Consider the following 22,351-nt stretch of genomic DNA (forward strand, 5'->3'; position numbering starts at 1 on the left):
AGTTACGGTCAAGTACGATCAAGTCACCTACAATTAACGACGAAAACCGCTCAATGTGACGGTCGGTCCGGGACGATGAAGTCGCACCACACGCACTTGCCACTGCCGCGCGACTCCACGCCCCACTCGTCCGCCAGCCCTTCCACGAGCTGGAGCCCGCGTCCCGAGACCCCCGAGGCCCCGGCGTCCCGGCGGTGCGGGAGGGCGCTGGAACCGTCCTCGACCTCGACCCTCATCCGTCGCTCCGCCCCGGACACCACCCGTACGGTCACCACGGCCCCGCCGTCGGTGTGCAGCAGCGCGTTGGTGATCAGCTCGTCGGCGGCCAGTTCGATCTCGTCGGAGCGCTCCCTGGCCCCCCAGGCGGCCACCGCCGCGCGGATCATGTGCCGTGCGGTGCTCAGCCCCTCCGGGTCCCGCTGCGCGACCTGCTGCTGGAGCCGGCCGCCCGAGCGCGGGGCGCGCGTGCCCAGGCGGCGCAGCAGCAGCACGGCGACATCGTCCTCGCCGCCCCGCGCGTCCACCACCTCACAGAGCCGGTCGGCCAGCAGCTGGAGATCGCGCGGACCGTCCCGTACCAGCGCGGCCAGCAGCTGAAGCCCGTCGTCCAGATCGGCGCCCGGCTGCTCCACCAGCCCGTCGGTGTAGAGCAACAGGGCCTGGCCGGGGTCCAGTTCGATCGTCTCCACCGGGTAGTCGAGCCGGCCGAAGGCCGCGGAGAGGCCGAGCGGCATCCCGCCGGGCACCGGCAGTCTGCGGCAGCTGCCGTCGGTTTCCCTGATCAGCGGATCGACATGGCCGGCCCGGACCAGCTGGATCACTCCGGTGGCGAGGTCGGCCTCCGCGTAGGTGCAGGTGGCGAAGCGGTCCGTGTCCAGCTCGTGGAGGAAGACGGAGGCCCGCGCCATCACGGTGGCCGGCGCGTGCCCCTCGGCCGCGTACGCGCGCAGCACGATGCGCAGCTGCCCCATCACGGCGGCCGCGTGGGTGTCATGGCCCTGTACGTCGCCGATGACCGCCCCGACCCGGCCGCCGGGCAGCGGGATCACGTCGTACCAGTCGCCGCCGATGTCCCGGCCGAGCCGGGCCGAGCGGTAGCGGACCGCGATCTCGGCGCCCGGCACCGCGGGGATCCGGCGGGGCAGCATCGCCTGCTGGAGCCCCTCGGCGAGATCGTGTTCCTGCTCGAAGAGGACGGCGCGCTGGAGGCTCTGGGCGATGCTGCTGCCGAGCGCGACCAGCAGATTGCGGTCCTCGGCGGTGAAGCCGCTCTTCTCCCGGTAGAGCAGTCCGAGGGCGCCGATGGGCCGCGCCTGGGCGATCAGCGGCAGATAGGCGGCGGCGTTGATGCCCAGCCCGCGGATCTCCGGCCACAGCACGGGGTAGCGCTCCGCGAACTCCTCGGCGGACTCGATGAAGCGCGGGACGAGCGTGCGTACGACCTCGCTCATCGGGTACTGCTCGTCGGCGCGGGTGATCCGTGTCCCCGGTACGTAGGAGCCCTCGGGGCCCTCGGCGACCAGATGGATGCGTCCCGCCTCCATCAGCCCCATGACCAGGCTGCTGGCTCCGAGGTGTGCCAGGCCGTGGGAGTCCTTCAGTACGTCGATGACGTCCTGGACGGTCCTGGCGTGGGCGAGCGCGGCGGCCGTGCCCTCGACGACGCTGGTGCGCACCCGGCGCACCGCGCTCAGTTCGAGCCGTGCGGCGGAGTCCGCCAGTTCCTGGGAGGCGTCGCGGACGATGCCGATGACGCGGTAGGGCCGGCCCGCCGGGTCACGGCGGATGGCGCCCTGGGTGTGCGTCCAGCGCGGGGTTCCGTCCCGTCGCCGGATACGGAGGTACGCGCCGTAGGTGGCGCTGCCGTCCCGCAGCGCCCGCTCCACCACGTCCGTCAGCCGGCTGCTCTCGCTCTGCGACAACCGTGTCTCCAGGCCGCTCGGCCGGCCGTCGTACTCGCCGGGCCGCAGATCGAGGACCGCGAGGGCGGGGTCGTCGAGATGCAGGAGCCCGCTGTCGAGGTGCCAGTCGAAGGTCCCCATCCGGTTCAGGGACAGACTGATGTGCGGACGGGCGGGCCAGTCGTCGGAGAGCGACAGGGGGCCCGCTTCCCGTTCAACCATGGAGACACTCTGTCATCATTTGTCGGATTCTTCGAGCGGTCCCGTCAGCCTCGGACCCTCGGTCAGCCGGCGAACGTCACCGGGCCGGCCAGCTCGTCGCCCGACAGCGGGCCGTCCTGCGACGAGCCGGACAACTCGTCCCCGGGGACCTGTACGGGGTCGTCCGGGCCGGTCAGGATCTCCTCGTCGGACAACGCGTGATCTCCGCCGCCCTGCTCCGGCTCCACCGGGCCGTCGGGCGGGACCACGCCGTCGTCCGGTACGAGCGGTGCGTCCCGCGGCTGGTCCGGCACGGCACGGCCCCGGTCCGTGGCATTGCCCCGCGGGACGTCACCGGACCCCGATCCCACACCGGCGGGCGCCTCGGGCATGCCCGGCCGGGGCGGCTTCACCGCGTCCGGGTCCGTGATGTCCGCCTCCGGACCGTACTGCGGCGGCACCTGGGGCGGCTTGTCCCGCCGGCCCTCGGTACCGATCTGCCGTTCCATCCAGGAGTTGGCGGCCAGGTCGACGATGATCAGGCTGGTGATGGCCTCGGGGGTGCGGTTGATGACGACGACCCGCTCGGGCTGATAGCCCTTCCACTTCTCGCCCCGGTACCGGACGGAGCCGCTGGCCGCGACCGGCGGGCTCAGTGGGCTGCCGTCGGCGCAGCGCACCCTGGGCACGCCCCGGTTGTCCACCATGACGGCGGTGCCCGCCTGGAGGACGGACTGGAAGGCGGTGGCGGAGCCCTCGCGGTAGCCGTGGCTCGTCACCCGGATGTCGGGCCGCAGCACGACGGGCGTCAGTCCGTGCACGAAGTGGGGGACGGAGTCCTGGGTGACGCCCACTCCCTCGGCGAAGGCGCGGGCCTTCTTCCGGTTCTCGGTGAGGAGTCGGATCTGCCGATCCACCTCGCAGCTCGCGGTGGAGGTGCCGCCGTAGAGCCCCGGCGTGGAGCCCGGCAGGGCGCGCGGCGTCCGTACGGTGCCGCCCGCCCCGCCCCGGGCGTCAGGCGACGGGGGGCGGACCGCCGGGCCGGCCACGGCATCGGGGCTCACGGTGGACCGGGTGAAGGGATCGGGGCCCGGAGCGGCGGCCGGCTGGAGCAGCAACTCCTCGGCGCTCGCCACATCCCCGCCACCCTCGTCCCCGCCACAGCCGGCCGTGATCAGAATCCCCGCGGACAGCACGGCGAGCGTGACATACCGACGACGGTGGGGTGAGCGCACCAGAATCTCCCGACTCTTCCTCCATGGATGTCCCCCTATGTCTGCCGGATCCCTCCGTACCCCGCAAGCGGGAACGGCGACGGCACGCCCGGGGGCCGGACACGTTCAGGCGGCGGCATACGCGCGTGGCGACGCGTGAAGGTGTGCGGGTCCCGAGCGGGATGGGGGACGTTCATGCTGGTCAGCCGGGTCGTGATGGCCGGCGCGCGGGCGGTCGTCCGGACAGGAGAGCGATCACCGCGGTCTGGGCGCGGCGCCGCCGTGCCCGGTCCTCGCGCACTACGCCGCCGGTGGACGGCACCGCATATGCGTGGTCCCGCACCCCGGCCGATGCGGGGGTACGGGACATGGAGCGATCCGTCGGTCGGTCCGGCGCGTCAGTCGATCCCGGGGAGGATGTGCGGCTCCGCGAGGTCGTCCTCGTAGCCGGCCAGCCTGATCGGAGCCGACCTGGCCCATACTTCGAGGTTTCCGAGCTTGTCGGGCCGGCGGATCCGCTCGACATATTCCGCCGGACGCTGCTCGTGCTTCGTCGTGAGATCTGGTGTCACCGCGCACTCCTCTGTGTCGCGTAACTCTGGGACAGGACACGTTTCCGTCGCGGTGGCGCCGTTGTCGGACGGGACCGCGGCCTTGGTAGTGGGCCTGTCCCAGCACAGCCTGGGGGATGGTGTATCCCCTGATTGGCCGTCCGTTCGCTCCAGCGTAACCATCTGAGCGTCAACCCGCTCGATAGGGCTCGCATTCGAGTGAAATTCCGGCCACTCGGCCCACGGCCGCTGGGCCGAGTGGTGACCCGGCCGACCGGCCGAGTGGCGGCCTGACGGACCATGAGTCCGCCGGTCACCGGTACCCCGTCACCAGTTGGCGGGGGCGTAGTCCTTGAGGAAGCAGCCGTACAGATCCTCGCCGCTCTCGCCCCGCACGATCGGGTCGTACACCCGGGCCGCGCCGTCGATCAGGTCGAGCGGGGCGTGGAAGCCCTCGTCGGCCAGCCGCATCTTGTCCGGATGCGGGCGCTCGTCGGTGATCCATCCCGTGTCGACGGCGGTCATCAGGATGCCGTCGCTCTCGAACATCTCCTGGGCGCTGGTACGGGTCAGCATGTTCAGCGCGGCCTTGGCCATGTTGGTGTGCGGATGCCCCGCGCCCTTGTAACCACGGCTGAAGACTCCCTCCATCGCGGAGACGTTCACCACGTAGGCACGGGCCGCCTCGGCCGCGGCCATCGCCGGACGCAGCCTGCTGATCAGGATGAAGGGCGCGGTGGAATTGCACAACTGGACTTCGAGCAGCTCGACCGCGTCGACCTCGGAGACCGTCTGGACCCAGCTGTTGGTGTCGTGCAGATCGGGCACCAGGCCCCCGGCGTCGATCGCCGTGCCCGCCTCGATCCTGGCGAGCGTGGCGGAGCCGCCGACGAGCGCGAGTCCGGTGACATCGGAGGCGCTCAGCGCCTCGGCGCCGGCGGCGGGCAGTACGGCCTGGGCACCGCTGCCGAACGCCCCGATGACCTGGGAGGCGGGGAGTTCGCCCGCGGGCAGCGGCGCGGACTCGGCGGCCAGCAGCTCGCTGTACGCCTGCGGGGAGCGGCGTACCGTCTGCGCGGCGTTGTTGATCAGGATGTCCAGCGGGCCTTCGGCGGCGACGGAGTCGGCGAGGGCGACGACCTGCGCGGGGTCCCGCAGATCGATGCCGACGATCTTGAGGCGGTGGATCCACTCGTCGCTGTCCGGCATCGCCTTGAAGCGGCGGACCGCGTCGCCGGGGAAGCGGGTGGTGATGGTGGTGTGGGCGCCGTCGCGCAGCAGCCGCAGCGCGATGTACATACCGATCTTCGCCCGGCCGCCGGTGAGCAGCGCGCGCCGTCCCGTGAGGTCCGTACGGGCGTCGCGGCGGGCCCGGTTCTCGGCGGCGCACGGCTGGCAGAGCTGGTGGTAGAAGGCGTCGACCTCGGTGTAGCGGGTCTTGCAGATGTAGCAGGAGCGGGGGCGCTGGAGTACGCCCGCGATCTCGCCGCTGACCGAGGAGGAGGGCAGCAGACCCTGGGTCTCGTCGTCGATCCGCTCGGCGGAGCCGGTGGCGGTGGCTTCGGTGACGGCCTTGTCGTGGGCGGTCTTGGCCGCCCTGCGCTCCTGGCGGCGGCGCTGCTTGACGGTCCGGTAGATGCCGGCGGTGGCCCGCCGGACCGCGATCGCGTCGGGGTGGTCGACATCCAGCTTGTCGAGTTCGTCGAGCACGGCCAGGCAGACGGCCATGCGCTCGGGGTCGATGCCGGGGCCGTACTCCTGGCTCTCGGCGTACACCGGGCTCTCGGCATACGGCCGGCTGTCGCCGTACGCCGGGCTGTCCTCTGTCACCGTCATCGCTGTTGCCGTTCCTCGATCACTCGTACGCCGGGCACGGGGTCACTCGCGCGCCGGAGTCCCTGATGGGGCTTTCCTGGCTGTTTGCGGCCATCCCCGCAGGTCAGGAGCATACCGACGCGCCGGGGGCCAACAAAATCCCACTATCTTAGCCGGTCCCGCCCCCGGCCTCGGCACTCCGGGACTCACCGGCCGGGACCCGGACCCCGAGGAACCTCGTCGTCCGGCGCAGCCGGAAGCCGAGCGTCTCGTACAGCCGGATGGCGTTCGTGTTGGACGACGCCGCGTGCAGGAACGGCTGCTCCCCGCGGGCGCGGACGGAGTGGGCGACCGCGAGGACGAGGCGGGCCGCCAGACCCTGGCCCCGGAACGCGGGGTCGGTGCAGACGGCGCTGATCTCCGTCCAGCCCGGCGGGTGCAGCCGCTCCCCGGCCATCGCCACCAGCACCCCTTCGCGGCGGATGCCGAGATACGTGCCCATCTCGATGGTGCGCGCCAGGAACGGGCCCGGCTGGGTGCGCTCGACCAGGTCGAGGATCTCCGGCACATCGGCGGGGCCGAGACGTACGGCTTCCTCGTCCGGGGCGGTCCTCATGTCCGTACCGGCGAGCTGTACTCCGTCGGCGCTGAAGGTGATCTCCCAGTCGTCGGGCGGCGGGACCCGGTAGCCCACGAGTGCCAGCGATCCGCCGGGGCCCGCGAGCGCGGCGGCGTCGGCCCAGTCCGCGGCGTCGGGAGCGTCGGGCAGCGCCAGCCAGGGCGAGACATCGGGCGGATAGCGCAGCAGCCGGCCGCGCCGCTCGGCGAAGTGCGCGTGCGGCCCGGTCAGCGAGGCCAGCGCGGGATGGTCCAGCGGATGGCCCGGCACGGCCGGGGACGGCTCCGGCGGACGGGGCGCGGGCGGGTGGGATATGGCCCCGGGCGTTCCGGTCATGCGCCGACCTCGATCACGATCTTTCCCTGGACGTGCCCGGCCTCGACCGCGCGCAGCGCCTCGTCCGCCCGCTCCAGCGGGAAGGTCCGGGTCACGAACGGCCGCAGGGCGCCGCTCACCACGAGCTTCGCGACCTCGTCGAGGACCGCGGCGGTCCGCTGCCGTACGACCACCGCGCCGCCCAGCCGGGGAACCGTGGCCTTGTCCGCCACGCTGAACAGTTTCGTACGGTCCACGAGCAGCTCGGCCACGGCCTTGAGGTCGTCGCCGCCGACGAGGTCGAGAACGGCGTCCACGCCCTCGGGCGCGACGGCCCGTACGCGCGCGGCGAGGTCAGGTCCCGGTGGCACGTGCACGGCGCCCAGGGACTCGACGAACTCCTTCTTGCCCGCGCTCGCGGTGCCGATGACACGCAGCCCGGAGCCGCGTGCGAGCTGGACGGCGGCCACGCCCACACCCCCGCCGGCGCCGGTGATCAGCAGAGTGGCGCCGGACGGCAGATCGGCCTGGCGTACGGCGTCGTACGCGGTCGCCGCCGCGACCGGCAGCGCGGCGGCGTCCGCGAACGACAGCGCGTCCGGCTTGTGCGCGGTGATCCCGACCGGCAGCAGGGTGTACTCCGCGTATCCGCCGGTGAGGGTGGAGCCGAAGACCGCGTCACCGACGGCGAAGCCCTCGACGCCCTCGCCGACCTCCTCGACCACACCGGAGACCTCACTGCCCAGCGTCTCGGGGAGCGAGGCGGGCGGCGAGCCGGGCCTGCGGTAGCCGGAGCGCAGCTTCCAGTCGACGGGGTTCACGCCCGCCGCGCGTACGGCCACCAGCAGCTGGCCGGGGCCGGGGCTCGGTGTCGGCCGGTCGACGAAGGTCTCCACCTCCGGACCGCCGTGCCTGGTGAAGACGTACGCCGTGGACGTGGCCTTGGGCATGAGGGCTCCTCGCTCTGGCCGGTGGCTTCCGTCGCCGCCTCCGCCCACATCGGACGCGGCGACAGCAGATTCAAGGTGGATCACCGGCCAGCCTATTCCCGAGGTCACACGGTGTTCATGGGAGCCGGACGTGCACGCCGCCCGGCGTCGGCGAACCCCGGCCCGCCCGGCACGCGGGCGGACCGGGGTCAGGGGCGGATCAGGACGTCCGCACTCCGCGGATCAGGAGTGGCGCACTCCGTGGATCAGGAAGTGCGCACTCCATGGATCACGGGGTGGCGCACTCCATCGACGCCGGGTCGGAGGCGTCACGGATCAGCGCTTCGTGCGCCGCCTTGAGCCGTTCGACATCGGGCTTCATCACCTTGCGGTCGTAGGTGAGCAGTCCGTTCAGCTCTCCCTCCACATCGCTGATCTGGGTGTAGACCGCGCCGTTGCTCCCCTGGCAGGCGAGCTTGCGGACATTGCCGAGCTGGGCCAGGTACTCGTCGGTGTACGCGGCCTGGTCGACGCCCACATAGGTGTGCTGCACCGGCCAGGCGTGGCCGGGCACCGCGAGCCCCAGTCCGCCGTACTCCCCGCTGACCAGCGCCCGTTTCCCGTCGGGCGCGGGCAGTTGCGGGCTCGGATAGCCGTGGGCGTCGGCGATGTCGCCGTTGCCGCCGTCGACCGCGCCGCAGCAGTTGAGCCCGCTCATGTTGTTGACCAGCCGGCTCGGGTCCCACGCCTTGGCCTGGTCGGCGATCCGCGCCTGGTCGTACTGGCCCCAGCCCTCGTTGAAGGTGACCCACATGACCACCGAGGGGCTGCTGCTGTGCTGGTCGATCATCTTCTTCATCTCGTGCTCGTACTGGGTGCGGGACGCGGCGTCCGGCGTGATCGTGTTCATCGCCGGCATGTCCTGCCAGACCAGCAGTCCGAGCCGGTCCGCCCAGTAGAACCACCGGTCCGGCTCGACCTTGATGTGTTTGCGCACGGAGTTGAAGCCGAGCTTCTTGTGCATCCTGAGGTCGTACGCGAGCGCCTCGTCGGTCGGCGCGGTGTGCAGCCCGTCGGGCCAGAAGCCCTGGTCGAGCGTGGCCATCAGGAAGGTCGGCGTGCCGTTGAGCACCGTGCGCGGCACTCCGTCGACCTTCTCGACCGTGAGGGAGCGCATCCCGAAGTAGCTGCCGACCTTGTCCTTTCCGGCCGTCACCTCCAGCCGGTAGAGATGGGGATCGTCCGGCGACCACAGACGCGGGTCGCGGACCGGCACGCTCAGTGTGCTTCCGGTGCGGCCGGTGACCGTGCCGACCTTGCGCTTTCCGTCGTACGCGGTGGCCGTGACCGGCACACCGTCCCGGATCCCGCGCACCTCGACGGCGAGCTTCTCCCCCGCGACGTCGGGCGTGAGCCCGAGCGAGCCGACATGGTCGGCGGCGACCGGCTCCATCCAGACGGTCTGCCAGATACCGGAGGAGGGGGTGTACCAGATACCGCTCGGGTCCAGGCGCTGCTTGCCCATGGGCGGGTTCTCGCCGTCGGCGGCGTCGGTCGGGTCGTAGACGCCGACGATCAGCTCCTGGGTGCGGCCGGGCTTGAGCGCGTCGGTGACATCGGCGCTGAACCGGTCGTAACCGCCCTTGTGCTCGGTCACCTTGGTGCCGTTGACGTACACCTCGGCCTGCCAGTCGACGGCGTCGAAGTTGAGGTTCAGCCGCTTGTCCTGGCCTATCCGCCAGTTCGGCGGCACGGTGAAGGTGCGGCGGTACCACATCCGGTCCTCATGCCGTTCGATCCCGGAGAGCTGAGACTCCACGGGGTACGGGACGAGGATCCGCTCGCGCAGTGTGGTGCCGACCGGCGGGCGCTCGCCCTTCTCGGCCGCGGCGAACTGCCACTGTCCGTTGAGGTTCTGCCAGGCGTCGCGGGTCAGCTGCGGCCGGGGGTACTCGGGAAGCGCGTTCCCGGGGCGTACGTCCTTGGCCCAGGGGGTGGAGAGCTGGTACTCCGAGGTGTTGGGCCCGCTGCTCCAGAAGGCCGCGACCGGCTTGCCCTGCTGGGCGGCGAGACCGCCCGCGCCGTCGTAGCGCAGATCGGCGGAGCCGCCCTTGCCGACGACCGGTTCCTTCAGGGTGACCAGCAGCCGCCTGGCGTCCTCGGGGTCGCTCTTCACGCTCCCCAGCGGCCAGGCCGCGCCGCCGATGACCGCGCTGAGATGGGAGGCGAGTCCGGCGGGCGGGGCGGCGAGCTTCTGGACGAAGTCGAGCCGCAGGGTACGGCCGTCCGGCAGGACGGTGGCGGCGGTGGCGCCGTCGTAGGCGAAGCCGTCGGGCAGCCGGAACGCGGACTGGGGCACCGGCCGCTTGCTGCCACCGGGCTCGGTCCACTTCAGGTGGAGGTTGGAACCTCCGTAGTGCTCGAAGTACTCCACCTTGATGTCGTAGGCCCGGTCCGCGGTGAGCTCGACGGACGGGGAGGTCTGCTCCTTCTCCCAGTCGTCGACCCAGTGGTCGATGGCGAGCCGGCCGTCGACCCAGAGCCGGAATCCGTTGTCGCCGATCATCGAGAAGGTGTGCGCGCCGGTGGTGGCCGGAACGATCTTCCCGGTCCAGCGCACGGTGACGTCATCGGCCTGACCGGTGGCGGCCGTCAGCCGCGGTTCCAGATTGCCGAAGTCGATGGACGGATCGAACCCGGTGGCCTTGAGCTCGTGGAAGTCGAAGGCTCCGGGGGCGGACTGGGTGTAGTACTCGCCCTTGAGCCCATGGGCCTCGGCCGGGTCGTCGGCGGCCGAGGCGGCGGGGACCGCGGTGAGTCCCGCGAAGCCCAGGACGGAGGCGAGCAGGAGAGCCAGTTTTCTTCGGATGCGCACATGTCCTCCTTGTGGCCAGCGCCGCGACCGGTGGTGTCCGTCCGTCGGGAAGCGGCGTCGGGCGTGTGCCGGACGTCGTGACGGGGCGGACACCGCCGGGAGGGACACTGGGGTGGCGGCTCGTTGCGACAGTCTGTACAACGTTGGAAGGAACGGCAGTTGGCATGACAGCATGCCGTTCCGCCCGCTGTCCAGGGTCAGGACAGAGCGCGGGCCGACGCCATATCCATCGATGTACGAACAGGGCAGGGGGCGGGCCCGCGGGCGCCGCCCCGGAGGGGAAGTGCGGGTGTCCGTCAGCCTCAAGGACGTCGCGGAACGAGCGGGCGTCTCCATCAAGACCGTCTCGAATGTGGTCAACAACTACCGTCATGTCACCCCGGCGATGCGGGCCAGGGTGCAGCGGGCGATAGACGAGCTGGGCTACCGGCCGAATCTGACGGCTCGTCATCTGCGGAAGGGCCGTACGGGAATCCTCGCGCTGGCGGTGCCCGAACTGGGCAACCCGTACTTCGCCGAACTGGCGGGCGCGGTCATCGACGTGGCCGCCGAGCACGAGTACACCGTGCTGCTCGACCACACCGGAGGCCGCCGGGAACAGGAGATCCTGGTCAGCCAGGGGTTCCGGGCGCAGGTGATCGACGGGCTGATCCTGAGCCCCATCGAGCTGGAACGGGAGGATCTGCTCGCCCGTGACCACGACGCGCCGCTCGTGCTGCTCGGCGAGCGGGAGTACGGCCTGCCGTACGACCACATCGCGATCGACAATGTCGCGGCGGCCAGGACGGCGATACGGCATCTGCTCGCCGTGGGCCGGTCGAGGATCGCCTTCCTGGGCGCGCGGACCGACCGGGTCAACGAGCCCTCGCACCTCCGACTGCGCGGCTGGCGGGCGGAGTTGACCGAGGCGGGGCTGCCCGCGCCGGACTCGATGATCGCCCCGACCGGGGGCTGGGACCACGCGGACGGCGCGGCGGCGATGGCCCGGCTGCTGGACTCCGGGGTGCTGCCGGACGCGGTCTTCGCGTACAACGACCTGATCGCCATCGGCGCGATGCGGGTGCTGTCGGAACGCGGGCTGCGGGTTCCCGGGGATGTCGCGGTGGTGGGCTTCGACGACATCACCGAGGGCCGCTACGGCACGGTGACGCTGACCACGATCTCGCCGGACAAGCAGACCATCGCCCGGCTCGCCGTGCAGTCGCTGGTGGAGCGGCTGCGGGAGACGGCCGGCGCCGCGGACGACCCGGGGGCGGCGGCCGGGACCAGGCCCCCCGGGAGCACGCGCGCGCGTGAACTCCGGGCCGATTTCCGGCTGGTGGAGCGGGAGAGCACGGTCGGCGGAGGGTGACCGCGGCGCTCCGGGTGTTCTCCGCCGTTATCGCGCGAAGGGTTTACAGGCTCCGTACAACGATGTAAAAACCCTTCCGAACGATCTCAACGCCCAGCACCTCTGTACGAGTTGACCTCCCGTGAGCGCCCTGCGCGCCGGGGCCGCGCCGAGATGGGGTTCCGCCATGAAGCCGTCCGTCGTCCGCCGTACCACCACCACGACCGTTCTGGCCGCGAGCCTGGCCGCCACGCTCGCGCTCACCGGCTGCGCGAAGTCCGAGGACGACGCCTCCGGCGACAAGGGCGCCTCCGCCGGGGCGGACTCGGGCCAGCTGGTCGCCTCGCCCGGCGCCGGAGACTCCCCGACCTGCACCATCGAGCGGTTCGGCGGCGAGAAGACGGATCTCGCCGGCGCGACCGTCGGCTTCTCCCAGTCCGAGAAGGAGGCCAACCCCTTCCGGATCGCGGAGACCGCCTCCATCAAGGCCGAGGCGGAGAAGCGGGGCATCAAGCTGCTGACCGCCAACGCGCAGACGCAGTTCTCCAAGCAGATCAGCGATGTCCAGGACCTCATCGCCAAGGGCGCGGACCTGCTGGTGATCGCCCCGCTGAACTCCGACGGCTGGGGCCCCGTGCTGCGTTCTGCGGCCGCCAAGAAGATCCCGATCGTCACCATCGACCGGAAGATCAACGCGACCCCCTGCAAGGACTATGTGAGTTTCATCGGCTCGGACTTCGTCGAGCAGGGCAAGCGCGCCGCGGACCGGATGATCGAGGCGACCGGCGGCAAGGGCAAGGTCGCGATCCTGCTCGGGGCGGCCGGAAACAATGTCACCACCGAGCGCACGAGCGGGTTCAAGGACCAGATCGCGGCCAAGGCCCCCGGCCTGGAGGTGGTGTTCGAGCAGACGGGCGAGTTCGCGCGGGAGAAGGGCCAGCAGGTCACCGAGCAGCTCATCCAGTCGAACCCCGACATCACCGGGATCTACGCCGAGAACGACGAGATGGGCCTCGGCGCCGTCAACGCCCTGAAGAGCGCGGGCAAGAAGGCGGGCGCCGTCAAGATCGTGACGGTCGACGGCACCCGTAATGCCGTGCAGGGCATCGTGGACGGCTGGATCTCCGGCGTCATCGAGTCCAACCCGCGCTTCGGGCCGCTGGCCTTCCAGACCCTCGACGCGTTCACCAAGGGCGAGGAGGTCGCCCAGGACATCGTCATCCAGGACAGCGCGTACACCGAGGAGAACGCCACCTCCGATCTGGGCAAGGCCTACTGACGTGCTGTCGGTGACCGGACTGTCGAAGACCTTCCCCGGCGCGCGGGCCCTGGACGGCGTGGACTTCGCCGTCGGCCCCGGCGAGGTCCACGCGCTGATCGGTGAGAACGGCGCCGGCAAGTCCACCCTCATCAAGCTGCTCACCGGGGTGTACCGGCCGGACGAGGGCGAGATCCTCTTCCGGGGCGAGCCGGTCCGGTTCGCCACCCCGCTGGAGGCACAGCACGCCAGGATCTCCACCATCTACCAGGAGGTCAATCTCGTCCCGCTGATGAGTGTGGCCCGCAATCTCTTCCTGGGGCGCGAGCCCCGCGGCGGGCTCGGGCTGATCGACTTCGGCCGGATGCACCGGGAGGCGGACGCGGCGCTGCGGGCGCTCGGGCTGCGCGTCGACGTACGGCGGCCCCTGCGCACGCTCGGCGTCGGCGCCCAGCAGATGGTGGCGCTGGCGCGGGCCGTCTCGGTCGACGCGCGGGTGGTCATCATGGACGAGCCCACCTCCTCGCTCGAACCGCGCGAGGTCCGCACCCTGTTCGATGTGATCAGGATGCTCAAGGAGCGCGGCATCGCGGTGGTGTACGTGAGCCACCGGCTGGACGAGCTGTACGAGGTCTGCGACACGGTCACCGTCCTGCGGGACGGCAAGCGGGTCCACACGGGTCCGCTCGCGGATCTCGACCGGCTGAGGCTGGTGTCGCTGATGCTGGGACGCGAGATCGGCGAGGTGCGCGACGAGGGGCTCACCCAATTCACCGGCGGGCATGACACCGGCGCCGAACCCGTGCTCGAAGCAATGGACCTGACGGTACGTCATCAGCTGGACGGGGTGTCGGTGCGGGTGCGCCCCGGCGAGGTGGTGGGGCTCGGCGGGCTGCTCGGTTCGGGCCGCAGCGAGACCGCGAAGGCCATCGCCGGGGCGCTGCCGCCCGACTCGGGCCGGGTGCTGGTGGCGGGGCAGCCGGTGCGTACCGGCTCCACGCCCGCCGCGATCAGGGCGGGCATCAGCCTGCTGCCCGAGGACCGCAAGGCCGAGGGGATCGTCCCCGGACTCTCCGTACGGGAGAACATCGCCCTGGCCGCGCTGCCGGGACTCTCCCGCTTCGGCCTGGTCGACGACGCACGGATCGACCGAGTGGTGGACACCTTCATGAAGCGGCTGCGGATCAAGGCGTCGGGGCCGCACCAGAAGGTCGGTGAGCTGTCCGGGGGCAATCAGCAGAAGGTGCTCCTCGCCCGCTGGCTCGCGATGCGGCCCAAGGTGCTGCTGCTGGACGAGCCGACCCGGGGCATCGACGTCGGGGCCAAGGCCGAGGTGCAGCGGCTGATCGACGAACTCGCGGACGAGGGGCTCGGGGTGCTGCTGATCTCGTCCGACATGGAGGAGCTGATCGAGGGGTCCGACCGGGTCGTGGTCCTCAAGGACGGCGCCGTGGTCGCGGAGCTGACCGGGACCGACGTCACGGAGGACCGGCTGCTGCACGCCATCGCCTCGCAGGGGGGAGCCCGCGATGACTGACCTGGCGGCGCCCGGACGCGTACCGCTCGACCGCGCACGGCTGCTGACGCTCCTTCAGGAGTACGGCGTCTACGCGGGCGTGGCTGTCCTGCTGCTGGCCAACGCGTTCTTCACCCCGCACTTCCTGTCCGCGGAGAACTTCCGTACCCAGGCCGTGCAGGTCGCGCCCGTCCTCATCGTGGCGCTCGGCATGGCACTGGCCATCGGCAGCGAGGGGGTGGATCTCTCCGTCGGCTCGGTGATGGCGCTGTCGACGTCCCTGCTCTCCCTCTATCTGGGGTACGGGCCGTGGATCGCGCTGATCGTGGCGGTCATCGGCGGGGCCGCCGTCGGACTCGCCAACGGCTCACTGATCGCGTTCATCGGGGTGCAGCCGATCGTGGCGACCCTGGCGCTGATGGTCGCGGGGCGCGGCGTCGCGCTGGTGCTGCTCCCGCAGCTCAAGGACGTACGGGATCCGACGATGGCCTCGCTGGGCTCCGGGGATCTGCTCGGCATCCCTTACGTGGTGCTGATCGCGGCCGTACTGGCGCTCGCCGTCGCCTTCACCGTACGGCGCACGACCTTCGGCCGGCAGCTGCTCGCGATCGGCGACAGCCGGCCCGCGGCGAAGCTCGCCGGGCTCCCGGTGCGCAGGGTGCTGATCGTCGTCTACATCTGCTCGGGTGTGCTCGCCGCGATCGCGGGGGTGCTGGCCACGGCCCGCCTCCAGGCGAGTGACCCGACGTCGCTGGGGACCCTGATGGAGCTGTCCGCGATCACCGCGGTGGTGGTGGGTGGTACGCCGTTGAGCGGCGGCCGGATCAGGATCGGCGGCACGGTGGCGGGCGCCGTGCTCATCCAGTTGCTGACCGCCACGCTCATCAAGCACGATCTGCCGCCGTCCTGGACGCAGATCGCCCAGGCCGTGGTGATCGTGCTCGCGGTCTACGCGGCACGGGAACGGGGGAAGCGGTGACCACTGTGCGGACCGGGACCGGACCCAGGGAGCGGGGCCTCCCGCCCCTGGAGGAGGAACCGCTCGGCGCGAGCCGGGCCGAACGGCTCAGCGCGCTCGCCCAGCAGCACGGCGCGCTCGTCACCCTCGTCCTGGTGGCCGTCGCCGCCTCGATCGGCTTCGACACCTTCCTGACGGGCGACAACCTGGAGAACATGGCGGTCTCCTCGGCCTTCCTCGCCGTGGTCGCCCTCGGCATGACCTTCGTCATCATCACCGGCGGGATCGATCTCTCGGTGGGCTCGCTGTTCGCGCTGGGCGGGGTGCTCGCCGCGTGGGGCTCGCAGTACGGCACGGCGGTCGCGCTGCTCCTGCCGCTCGCGGTGTGCGGACTGATCGGCCTGGTCAACGGGTTGCTGATCGCACGGGCCCGGCTGGCGCCGTTCATCGTGACGCTGGCGGCGATGCTGCTGGCGCGCGGCGTCCTGCTGTCGGTCACCGACGAGGGCTCGAAGACCTATCTGGTGGACGAGCGCTCCTTCTTCGCCCGCCTCGGCCAGGACACACTGCTCGGGATCGGCCTGCCGGTATGGATCACCGCGGCGCTCTTCGTCCTGGGCGCGATCGCGCTGCGCCGCAGCCGCTTCGGACAGTATGTGTACGCGGTGGGCGGCAACGAGGACGCGGCGGCGCTGATGGGCGCGCCGGTGGCCCGTACGAAGATCGCCGTCTACACCCTCTCCGGTCTCTGCGCGGGCCTGGCCGGCGCGCTCAACGCGGCCTGGCTGGTGTCGGGCGTGACCATTCTCGGTGCGGGGATGGAGCTGGAGGCCATCTCCGCCGTCGTCATCGGCGGCACGCTGCTGACCGGCGGCTTCGGCTTCATCAGCGGTTCGCTCGTCGGCGTACTGCTGCTGAAGGTCATCCAGAACGTGATCAACCAGATCGGCTCGCTCGACTCCGCGTACCAGCAGGTGGTCAGCGGGGCGTTCCTGGCGGTGGTGGTGATCGCGCAGACCTGGCTGGGCCGCAGGCGCCGGATGCTGTGACGCCACCGGTGTGAGCGGGCGCGCGTCCGGCCACCGCCCGCCGGGGCGGTGGCCGGTGCGGTGGCCGGTGGCCGGTGCGGTGGCCGGTGCGCGTCAGGCCACCACCTGTCCCTTGCCCAGCGCGATGATCCCGTTCCCGGAGACCGTGTACAGCTCCCGGTCGCGGTCCGGGTTGACGCCGATCGTCGCGCCCGGTGGTACGTCCACGTTCTTGTCGAGGATCGCGCCGCGCACCACCGCCCCACGCCCCACCCGTACGTTGTGGTGCAGCACGGAGCCCTGCACCACCGCGCCCTCCGCCACCACCACGCCCGGGGAGAGCACGGAACGGGTGACCTGGCCCCGGATGACGCAGCCGGGGCCGACGATCGACTCGCTCGCGATACCGCCCGACAGGAAGCGCGCGGGCGGGAGCTGGCCGGAGTGGGTGTAGATGGGCCAGCGGCGGTTGTCGAGGTCGAAGGCGGGATGGTGCGAGATCAGGTCCATGTGGGCGTCGTAGTACGAGTCGAGCGTGCCCACGTCCCGCCAGTAGCCGTGCTCGCGCGGTGACTCGCCCGGTACGTGGTTGTCCTGGAAGTCATAGACCTGGGCCATGCCCCGCTCGGTGAGCATCGGCAGGATCGAACCACCCATGTCGTGTACGGAGTTCTCGTCCTCGGCGTCCCGGTGCAGGGCGTCGACCAGGACCTTCGTGGTGAAGAGGTAGTTGCCCATCGAGGCGAACACGCGCTCCGGGTCGCCCGGCAGGCCGGGCGGGTCGGCCGGCTTCTCCAGGAAGCCCCGCACCTGCGTGCCGTCCGCCGCGGGCGTGATGACACCGAAGGACGCGGCCTCGGCGCGCGGCACCCTGATGCCCGCGACGGTGACACCGGCACCGTTCTCGATGTGCTGCCCGAGCATCTGCCGCGGGTCCATCCGGTACACGTGATCGGCGCCGAACACCGCTATGTAGTCCGGCTGTTCGTCGTGGACGAGGTTGAGGGACTGGAGGATCGCGTCGGCGCTGCCCAGATACCAGCGCGGTCCGAGCCGCTGCTGGGCGGGGACCGGGGTCACATAGTTGCCGAGGAGGCTGGACATCCGCCAGGTGGTGCTGACATGGCGGTCCAGCGAGTGCGACTTGTACTGCGTGAGCACACAGATGCGCAGGATGTCGGCGTTCACGAGATTCGAGAGGACGAAGTCGACAAGGCGGTACGTACCGCCGAAGGTCACCGCGGGCTTGGCCCGGTCGGCGGTGAGCGGCAGCAGGCGCTTGCCCTCCCCGCCCGCCAGTACGATCCCGAGCACCGAAGGTCCACCGCGCATGGCCGCTCCCTTTGTCCGGACCTGCTGGGTATCCGTATCTGTGCCTGTTCCCCACATGGTCGTGGTTATCGCGACGTGAGCAGTTCCTCGTACACCGCGTACGTACGGCGGGCCACCTGGTCCCAGCCGAACTCCCGCACCGCGCGCCGCCGCCCCGCGGCTCCCATCCGGGCCGCCGACTCCGGATCGTCGAGCACGCGGTTGAGCGCTTCGGTGAGCCCCGACTCGAAGGCCTCCGGGTGGCGTTCGTCGTACGGCACGAGCAGGCCCGTGCCCCCGTCGTCCACGACCTCGGGGATTCCGCCGACCGCCGAGGCGACCACGGCCGTCCCGCACGCCATCGCCTCCAGATTGACGATGCCGAGCGGCTCGTACACCGAGGGGCAGGCGAACACCGCCGCGTGGGTGAGGAGTTGGATCACCTCGGGGCGCGGCAGCATCTCCGGGATCCAGTGCACACCGTCGCGCGTCCGCCCCAGCTCCTCGACCAGCTCACGGAACTCCGCGCCGATCTCGGGGGTGTCCGGCGCGCCCGCGCACAGCACCAGCTGGGCGCCGGGGTCCAGGGCGCGGGCGGCGCGCAGCAGATGCGGCACGCCCTTCTGGCGGGTGATACGGCCGACGAAGAGCACGTACGGGCGGTCGGGGTCGATGCCGATCCGGTCCAGTACGCCGGTCCCCCGGTCCGGGCGGTAGAGACGGGTGTCGATGCCGTTGTGGACGACCCGCACCCTGTCCGGGTCGAGCGAGGGATAGCAGGCGAGGATGTCGTCGCGCATGCCCCGGGACACGGCGATCACGGCGTCCGCGCCCTCGACGGCCGTGCGCTCGGCCCAGCTGGAGAGGGCGTAACCGCCGCCGAGCTGCTCAGCCTTCCAGGGGCGCAGCGGCTCCAGGGAGTGCGCGGTCATCACATGCGGGATGCCGTACAGCAGCTTGGCCACATGGCCGGCGAGATTGGCGTACCAGGTGTGGGAGTGGACCAGTTCGCGGCCCTCCAGGGCGGCGGCCATCGCCAGGTCCACCGAGAAGGTGCGCAGCGCGTCATTGGCTCCGTCGAGCCCCGCGGCGGCCCGGTGGCGCACCACCCCGGCCGCGGGTTCCGTGCCGTCGCCGCCCCAGCAGTGCACCTCCAGATCGGTCAGGGAGCGCAACTCCCGTGCCAGGAACTCCACATGGACACCGGCACCGCCGTAGACATCCGGCGGATACTCACGGGTGAGCAGCCCCAGTCTCACGCCATCCCCCCGTCCTCGCCCGGCGATCGCAGCCCTGTCATGGTCACCCGGAAACCGTCGGCGCGGAAGACCGCCGCGGTGGCCGGTCGAAGACGCAGTCCCCGCACAGCCCGCCCGACGGGCACCGGTAATAGAGACAGCAGCTGCGGCGGCGGAACGATCCGGCCACCGGACCGCCCGTGGCGCGCAGGTCCGGGTGCGCGAACAGCTCCGCGGCCAGTGCCCCGGCCCGTTCCGCCACCTCCGGTCTGCCGTTTCCCTCGCCCCAGACGGTCAGCTCCCGTACGGCTCCGGCCAGCGCGGAGCCCGCGTTTCCCCACAGCAGCCGGGGCGAGATCCGGCCATCGCGCCGCAGCGCCTCGGCGAGCGGGACGAGATGGCCGTACTGCACCACCTCGCGCACGGTCCCGGCGGTGCCGGGCAGCGTGCGCGGACCGGTCAGCAGGAGGTCGTCGGGTGAGGTCGCCTCCGGGTCCCAGTGAAGCCGGCGCGGGTCCAGATCGGGGACCGCGTCCGCGAGTACGGCGCAGCCGAGCGCGATCGACCAGAGCCGGGCGGCGAGGCCGAGCTGCGCCACGGAGGCGCCGATCCTGCGCTCGGGGGCGCGCAGCCGGGCGGCCACCTTGTCGACGCGGGCGGTGAGCGGGGCGGTGTCGCCCGCGTACACCCGGGCCAGCGGCACCTGGCCGGCGGCGGGTGTTCCCGTGCGCAGGGCGAAGAATCCGCCCACGGCGGCGACCCGCGCCAGGGCCGCCGGCCCTATCAGGTCCGTACCGTCCGCCCGGTCCATATCCCGCCATCCCCTCCGTAGGACTACATCCCGCCCCACTGTGTACTACGAGAGCAGTACGCCGAAATGACCTCTCCAGGACGACGCCGAAATCACGCCGGCAAGAGATCGTGGGCGCATGAGTGCACTCGCGCTGTCCGTGCTGTTGTCGCTGGTCTCGGCGGTCGCCTACGCCGCCGGGGCGATTCTCCAGGAACGCGTCGCGACGGACACCCCCGACCGGCCGTACGCCCCCCTGCACCACGGGGTCTGGTGGGCCGCCGTGGCGCTGAACGGCCTGGGCGCGGTGCTGCACGTGGTCGCGCTGGCGTACGGACCGCTCAGTCTGGTCCAGCCGCTCGGCGCGCTCACCATCGTCTTCGCGCTGCCCATGGCGGCGCTCTTCGCCGGCCGCAGGGCCGGGCACACCGCCTGGCGGGGCGCGATCATGGCGTCCGTGGGGCTGGCCGGACTGCTGGCGCTGACGGACGGCGCCGACTCCCGGTCGCTGGACGGCGGGGAACGGCTGGTGCTGGCGGCGGCGGCCTTCGGCGCCATGGGCCTGCTCTTCCTGGTCGCGCAGTCGGTGGGGCGCCCGGTCGTACGGAGCATGCTGCTGGCGGGCGCGGCCGGTGGCGCGTTCGGTATCGCGTCGGTCTTCACCAAGACCGTCGCCGTGGACTGGACCTCGGAGGCGCCGACCGTGCAGGCGCCGAGCCTGGTGGTGATCGCGGTCCTCGCGGCCTGCGGACTGCTGCTCTCGCAGGCCGCCTACCGGGGTGCCGGACTGGCCGCGCCGCTGGCCACGGTGACCGTCGTCAATCCGGTGGTGGCCGCGGCCGTGGGACTCACCCTGTTCGGGGAGCAGTTCAGGTACGGCGTGCTCGGTACGGTCCTGGCGCTGGGCTCCGGTGTGGTCGCGGCGGGCGGGCTGATCCTGCTCACCACGGAGCGTCTCGCCGTTCAGACGCGGGAGGCACAGCGGCACGGGGAGGCACGGCAGCACGCGGGGCGGTACGGCGAGGGCGCGTCGGCGGCCCGGCCGGCGTCATGGGACCGGCCGCCGGACGACTCCGACGCCCCGTCAGATCCTGACGCCGAGCGCCCGCAGGTAGGCGAGGGGGTCGATGTCGGATCCGTACCCCGGCCCCGTACGCATCTCGAAGTGGAGATGCGGTCCGGTGCTGTTGCCGGTGGATCCTGACCGCGCGATCCGCTGACCGCTGCCGACCTGCTGGCCCTCGCGCACATTGAGCGCGGAAAGATGCGCGTACTGGCTGTACTTGCCGTCTCCGTGCCGGATGACGACCTGATAGCCGTACGACCCCTCCCAGCCCGCCGAGACCACACGGCCGGCGGCGACGGCCTTCACCGAGGTGCCGGTGGGGACCGGGAAGTCCACTCCCGTGTGATAGCCGCTGGCCCAGGAGCCGGACTGGCGGTACTGGGTGCCGGTGGAGGCGGAGACCGGGGCGCTGCCGTCGCTCGTCCTGGGCTTCTCGGCGCGGACGGGCGTCTTGGCCTCCTCGCGCTTCTCCGTCTCCTTCGGCTTCTCCGCCTGCTTCCGCTTCTCGACCCGCTCGGGCTTCTCGGCCTGCTCGGACTTCCGCGCCTCCCGCTTCGCCGGGGCGGCGGGCTCGGGCCGGTCGACGGGCTTCGCCGACTGCTTCGGCTTCTCGGCCGGGGCGGGCTTCGCCTGGGGCTGTGCGGGGGCGCTGCCCTTCGGCGGCGCCTGGACGTGCAGGACGAGCTTCTGGCCCGGGAAGATCAGATCGGGGTCGCTGCCGATGAGCCGGCGGTTCTCCTCGTACAGCCGCTGCCAGCCGCCCTTGACCGACTCGTCGACGGCGATCTCGGAGAGCGAGTCGCCACGGGCGACGGTGTAGCCCTCGCGCTGCGTCGGCACGGAGGTGGGCGACGCCTTCTCGCGCGCGACGGGCGCGCTCTTCGCGCGGATCGGGCTGGTCTTCTCGGTCGCCGTGCGGGGCGCGTTCGAGGTGTCACGGGCCTGGTCGGCGGTGATGTCCGGCGCGTCGCCGCCCCGGGTCAGTCCGGCGCGGACGGAGCAGGCGGGCCAGGCCCCGGGGCCCTGCCCCTTGAGCACCTTCTCCGCGACGGCGATCTGCTGGTCCTTGGTCGCGAGGTCGGCGCGCGGGGCGTAGCTCCCGCCGCCGTACGCCTCCCAGGTCGACTGGGTGAACTGGAGCCCGCCGTAGTAGCCGTTATCGGTGTTGACCTGCCAGTTTCCGGTCGACTCGCAGGCCGCGACCTTCTCCCAGACATCGACCGAGGCCGCGTGTGCCGTGCCCACGGCGATGAACGGCAGCGCCATCCCCGCGCCACCGGCCGTGACAGTCAGGGACGCGCGGTTGATACGGCTCGGCTGGTATCGGCGGTGCCGACCGGTTGCGGCCATGGCTGGGCTCCCCCACTGGCTGTAGGACACGTCACAAGCGGTCAACTTAGAGGCTGGGCACGGACCATGACAAGACCTCAATTACT

17 protein-coding genes are annotated in these 22,351 nt (G+C 71.6%); 6 read left to right on the forward strand and 11 right to left on the reverse strand.

Annotated elements, in window-relative coordinates; translation table 11 throughout:
- Positions 1–50: 50 nt before the first annotated feature.
- The 7 genes from ACIOGX_RS22390 to ACIOGX_RS22420 all read right to left on the reverse strand — a co-directional run bounded on the left by ACIOGX_RS22390 (position 51) and on the right by ACIOGX_RS22420 (position 10,420).
- Positions 51–2,123 carry a SpoIIE family protein phosphatase gene (locus ACIOGX_RS22390; protein ID WP_356507868.1) on the reverse strand — a complete coding sequence of 691 codons (2,073 nt, stop codon included), beginning with the start codon at positions 2,121–2,123 and terminating at the stop codon, positions 51–53.
- 62 nt (positions 2,124–2,185) lie between these two features.
- Positions 2,186–3,337 carry a DUF6777 domain-containing protein gene (locus ACIOGX_RS22395; RefSeq protein ID WP_356507870.1) on the reverse strand — a complete coding sequence of 384 codons (1,152 nt, stop codon included), beginning with the start codon at positions 3,335–3,337 and terminating at the stop codon, positions 2,186–2,188.
- A gap of 377 nt (positions 3,338–3,714) precedes the next feature.
- Positions 3,715–3,888: a hypothetical protein gene (locus ACIOGX_RS22400; RefSeq protein ID WP_356507872.1), complete on the reverse strand. Its 174-nt coding sequence runs from the start codon at positions 3,886–3,888 to the stop codon at positions 3,715–3,717.
- 306 nt (positions 3,889–4,194) lie between these two features.
- A complete protein-coding gene (locus tag ACIOGX_RS22405) occupies positions 4,195–5,703 on the reverse strand; it encodes an SDR family NAD(P)-dependent oxidoreductase (protein ID WP_382516115.1) in 1,509 nt (502 codons plus the stop codon).
- Between the two features lie 148 nt (positions 5,704–5,851).
- Positions 5,852–6,637: a GNAT family N-acetyltransferase gene (locus ACIOGX_RS22410; RefSeq protein ID WP_401915549.1), complete on the reverse strand. Its 786-nt coding sequence runs from the start codon at positions 6,635–6,637 to the stop codon at positions 5,852–5,854.
- Entirely contained in the window at positions 6,634–7,566 is a 933-nt protein-coding gene (locus tag ACIOGX_RS22415) for an NADP-dependent oxidoreductase (RefSeq protein ID WP_383970907.1), read from the reverse strand. The genes ACIOGX_RS22410 and ACIOGX_RS22415 overlap by 4 nt, the downstream gene beginning before the upstream one ends.
- Positions 7,567–7,834: 268 nt before the next feature.
- Positions 7,835–10,420, reverse strand: coding sequence for a PA14 domain-containing protein (locus ACIOGX_RS22420; protein ID WP_401915552.1), 2,586 nt, complete (start codon positions 10,418–10,420; stop codon positions 7,835–7,837).
- 289 nt (positions 10,421–10,709) lie between these two features.
- On the opposite strand from ACIOGX_RS22420, the gene ACIOGX_RS22425 reads away from it, so the two are divergent.
- The 5 genes from ACIOGX_RS22425 (at position 10,710) to ACIOGX_RS22445 (ending at position 16,531) form a co-directional block, all read left to right on the forward strand.
- Entirely contained in the window at positions 10,710–11,771 is a 1,062-nt protein-coding gene (locus tag ACIOGX_RS22425; protein ID WP_356507880.1) for a LacI family DNA-binding transcriptional regulator, read from the forward strand.
- 166 nt (positions 11,772–11,937) lie between these two features.
- Positions 11,938–13,029 carry an ABC transporter substrate-binding protein gene (locus ACIOGX_RS22430; RefSeq protein WP_401915556.1) on the forward strand — a complete coding sequence of 364 codons (1,092 nt, stop codon included), beginning with the start codon at positions 11,938–11,940 and terminating at the stop codon, positions 13,027–13,029.
- A 1-nt stretch (position 13,030) separates the two neighbouring features.
- Entirely contained in the window at positions 13,031–14,545 is a 1,515-nt protein-coding gene (locus ACIOGX_RS22435; protein ID WP_401915558.1) for a sugar ABC transporter ATP-binding protein, read from the forward strand.
- Complete coding sequence (locus ACIOGX_RS22440) at positions 14,538–15,503, forward strand: ABC transporter permease (protein ID WP_356507886.1); 966 nt, start codon at positions 14,538–14,540, stop codon at positions 15,501–15,503. The genes ACIOGX_RS22435 and ACIOGX_RS22440 overlap by 8 nt, the downstream gene beginning before the upstream one ends.
- Before the next feature lie 47 nt (positions 15,504–15,550).
- Entirely contained in the window at positions 15,551–16,531 is a 981-nt protein-coding gene (locus ACIOGX_RS22445; protein WP_356508224.1) for an ABC transporter permease, read from the forward strand.
- A 93-nt stretch (positions 16,532–16,624) separates the two neighbouring features.
- Here the strand turns inward: ACIOGX_RS22445 and glgC are convergent, their stop codons facing one another.
- The 3 genes from glgC to ACIOGX_RS22460 form a co-directional block, all read right to left on the reverse strand.
- Complete coding sequence (gene glgC / locus ACIOGX_RS22450) at positions 16,625–17,842, reverse strand: glucose-1-phosphate adenylyltransferase (RefSeq protein WP_356507888.1); 1,218 nt, start codon at positions 17,840–17,842, stop codon at positions 16,625–16,627.
- A gap of 65 nt (positions 17,843–17,907) precedes the next feature.
- Positions 17,908–19,074 carry a glycogen synthase gene (gene glgA / locus ACIOGX_RS22455; protein WP_401915899.1) on the reverse strand — a complete coding sequence of 389 codons (1,167 nt, stop codon included), beginning with the start codon at positions 19,072–19,074 and terminating at the stop codon, positions 17,908–17,910.
- 49 nt (positions 19,075–19,123) lie between these two features.
- Positions 19,124–19,870, reverse strand: a complete 747-nt coding sequence (locus ACIOGX_RS22460) for a (2Fe-2S)-binding protein (RefSeq protein WP_401915562.1) — start codon at positions 19,868–19,870, stop codon at positions 19,124–19,126.
- Positions 19,871–19,988: 118 nt separating this feature from the next.
- Between ACIOGX_RS22460 and ACIOGX_RS22465 the strand changes: the two genes are divergently transcribed.
- Positions 19,989–21,053: a DMT family transporter gene (locus ACIOGX_RS22465; protein WP_401915565.1), complete on the forward strand. Its 1,065-nt coding sequence runs from the start codon at positions 19,989–19,991 to the stop codon at positions 21,051–21,053.
- On the opposite strand, the gene ACIOGX_RS22470 is transcribed toward ACIOGX_RS22465, so the two are convergent.
- Entirely contained in the window at positions 20,934–22,265 is a 1,332-nt protein-coding gene (locus tag ACIOGX_RS22470) for a peptidoglycan DD-metalloendopeptidase family protein (RefSeq protein WP_401915568.1), read from the reverse strand. The two genes, ACIOGX_RS22465 and ACIOGX_RS22470, sit on opposite strands and share 120 nt — an antisense overlap.
- Between the last annotated feature and the right edge of the window lie 86 nt (positions 22,266–22,351).

Origin of the sequence: Streptomyces sp. NPDC088147, from assembly GCF_044741565.1 — a bacterium.
GTDB lineage: Bacteria > Actinomycetota > Actinomycetes > Streptomycetales > Streptomycetaceae > Streptomyces.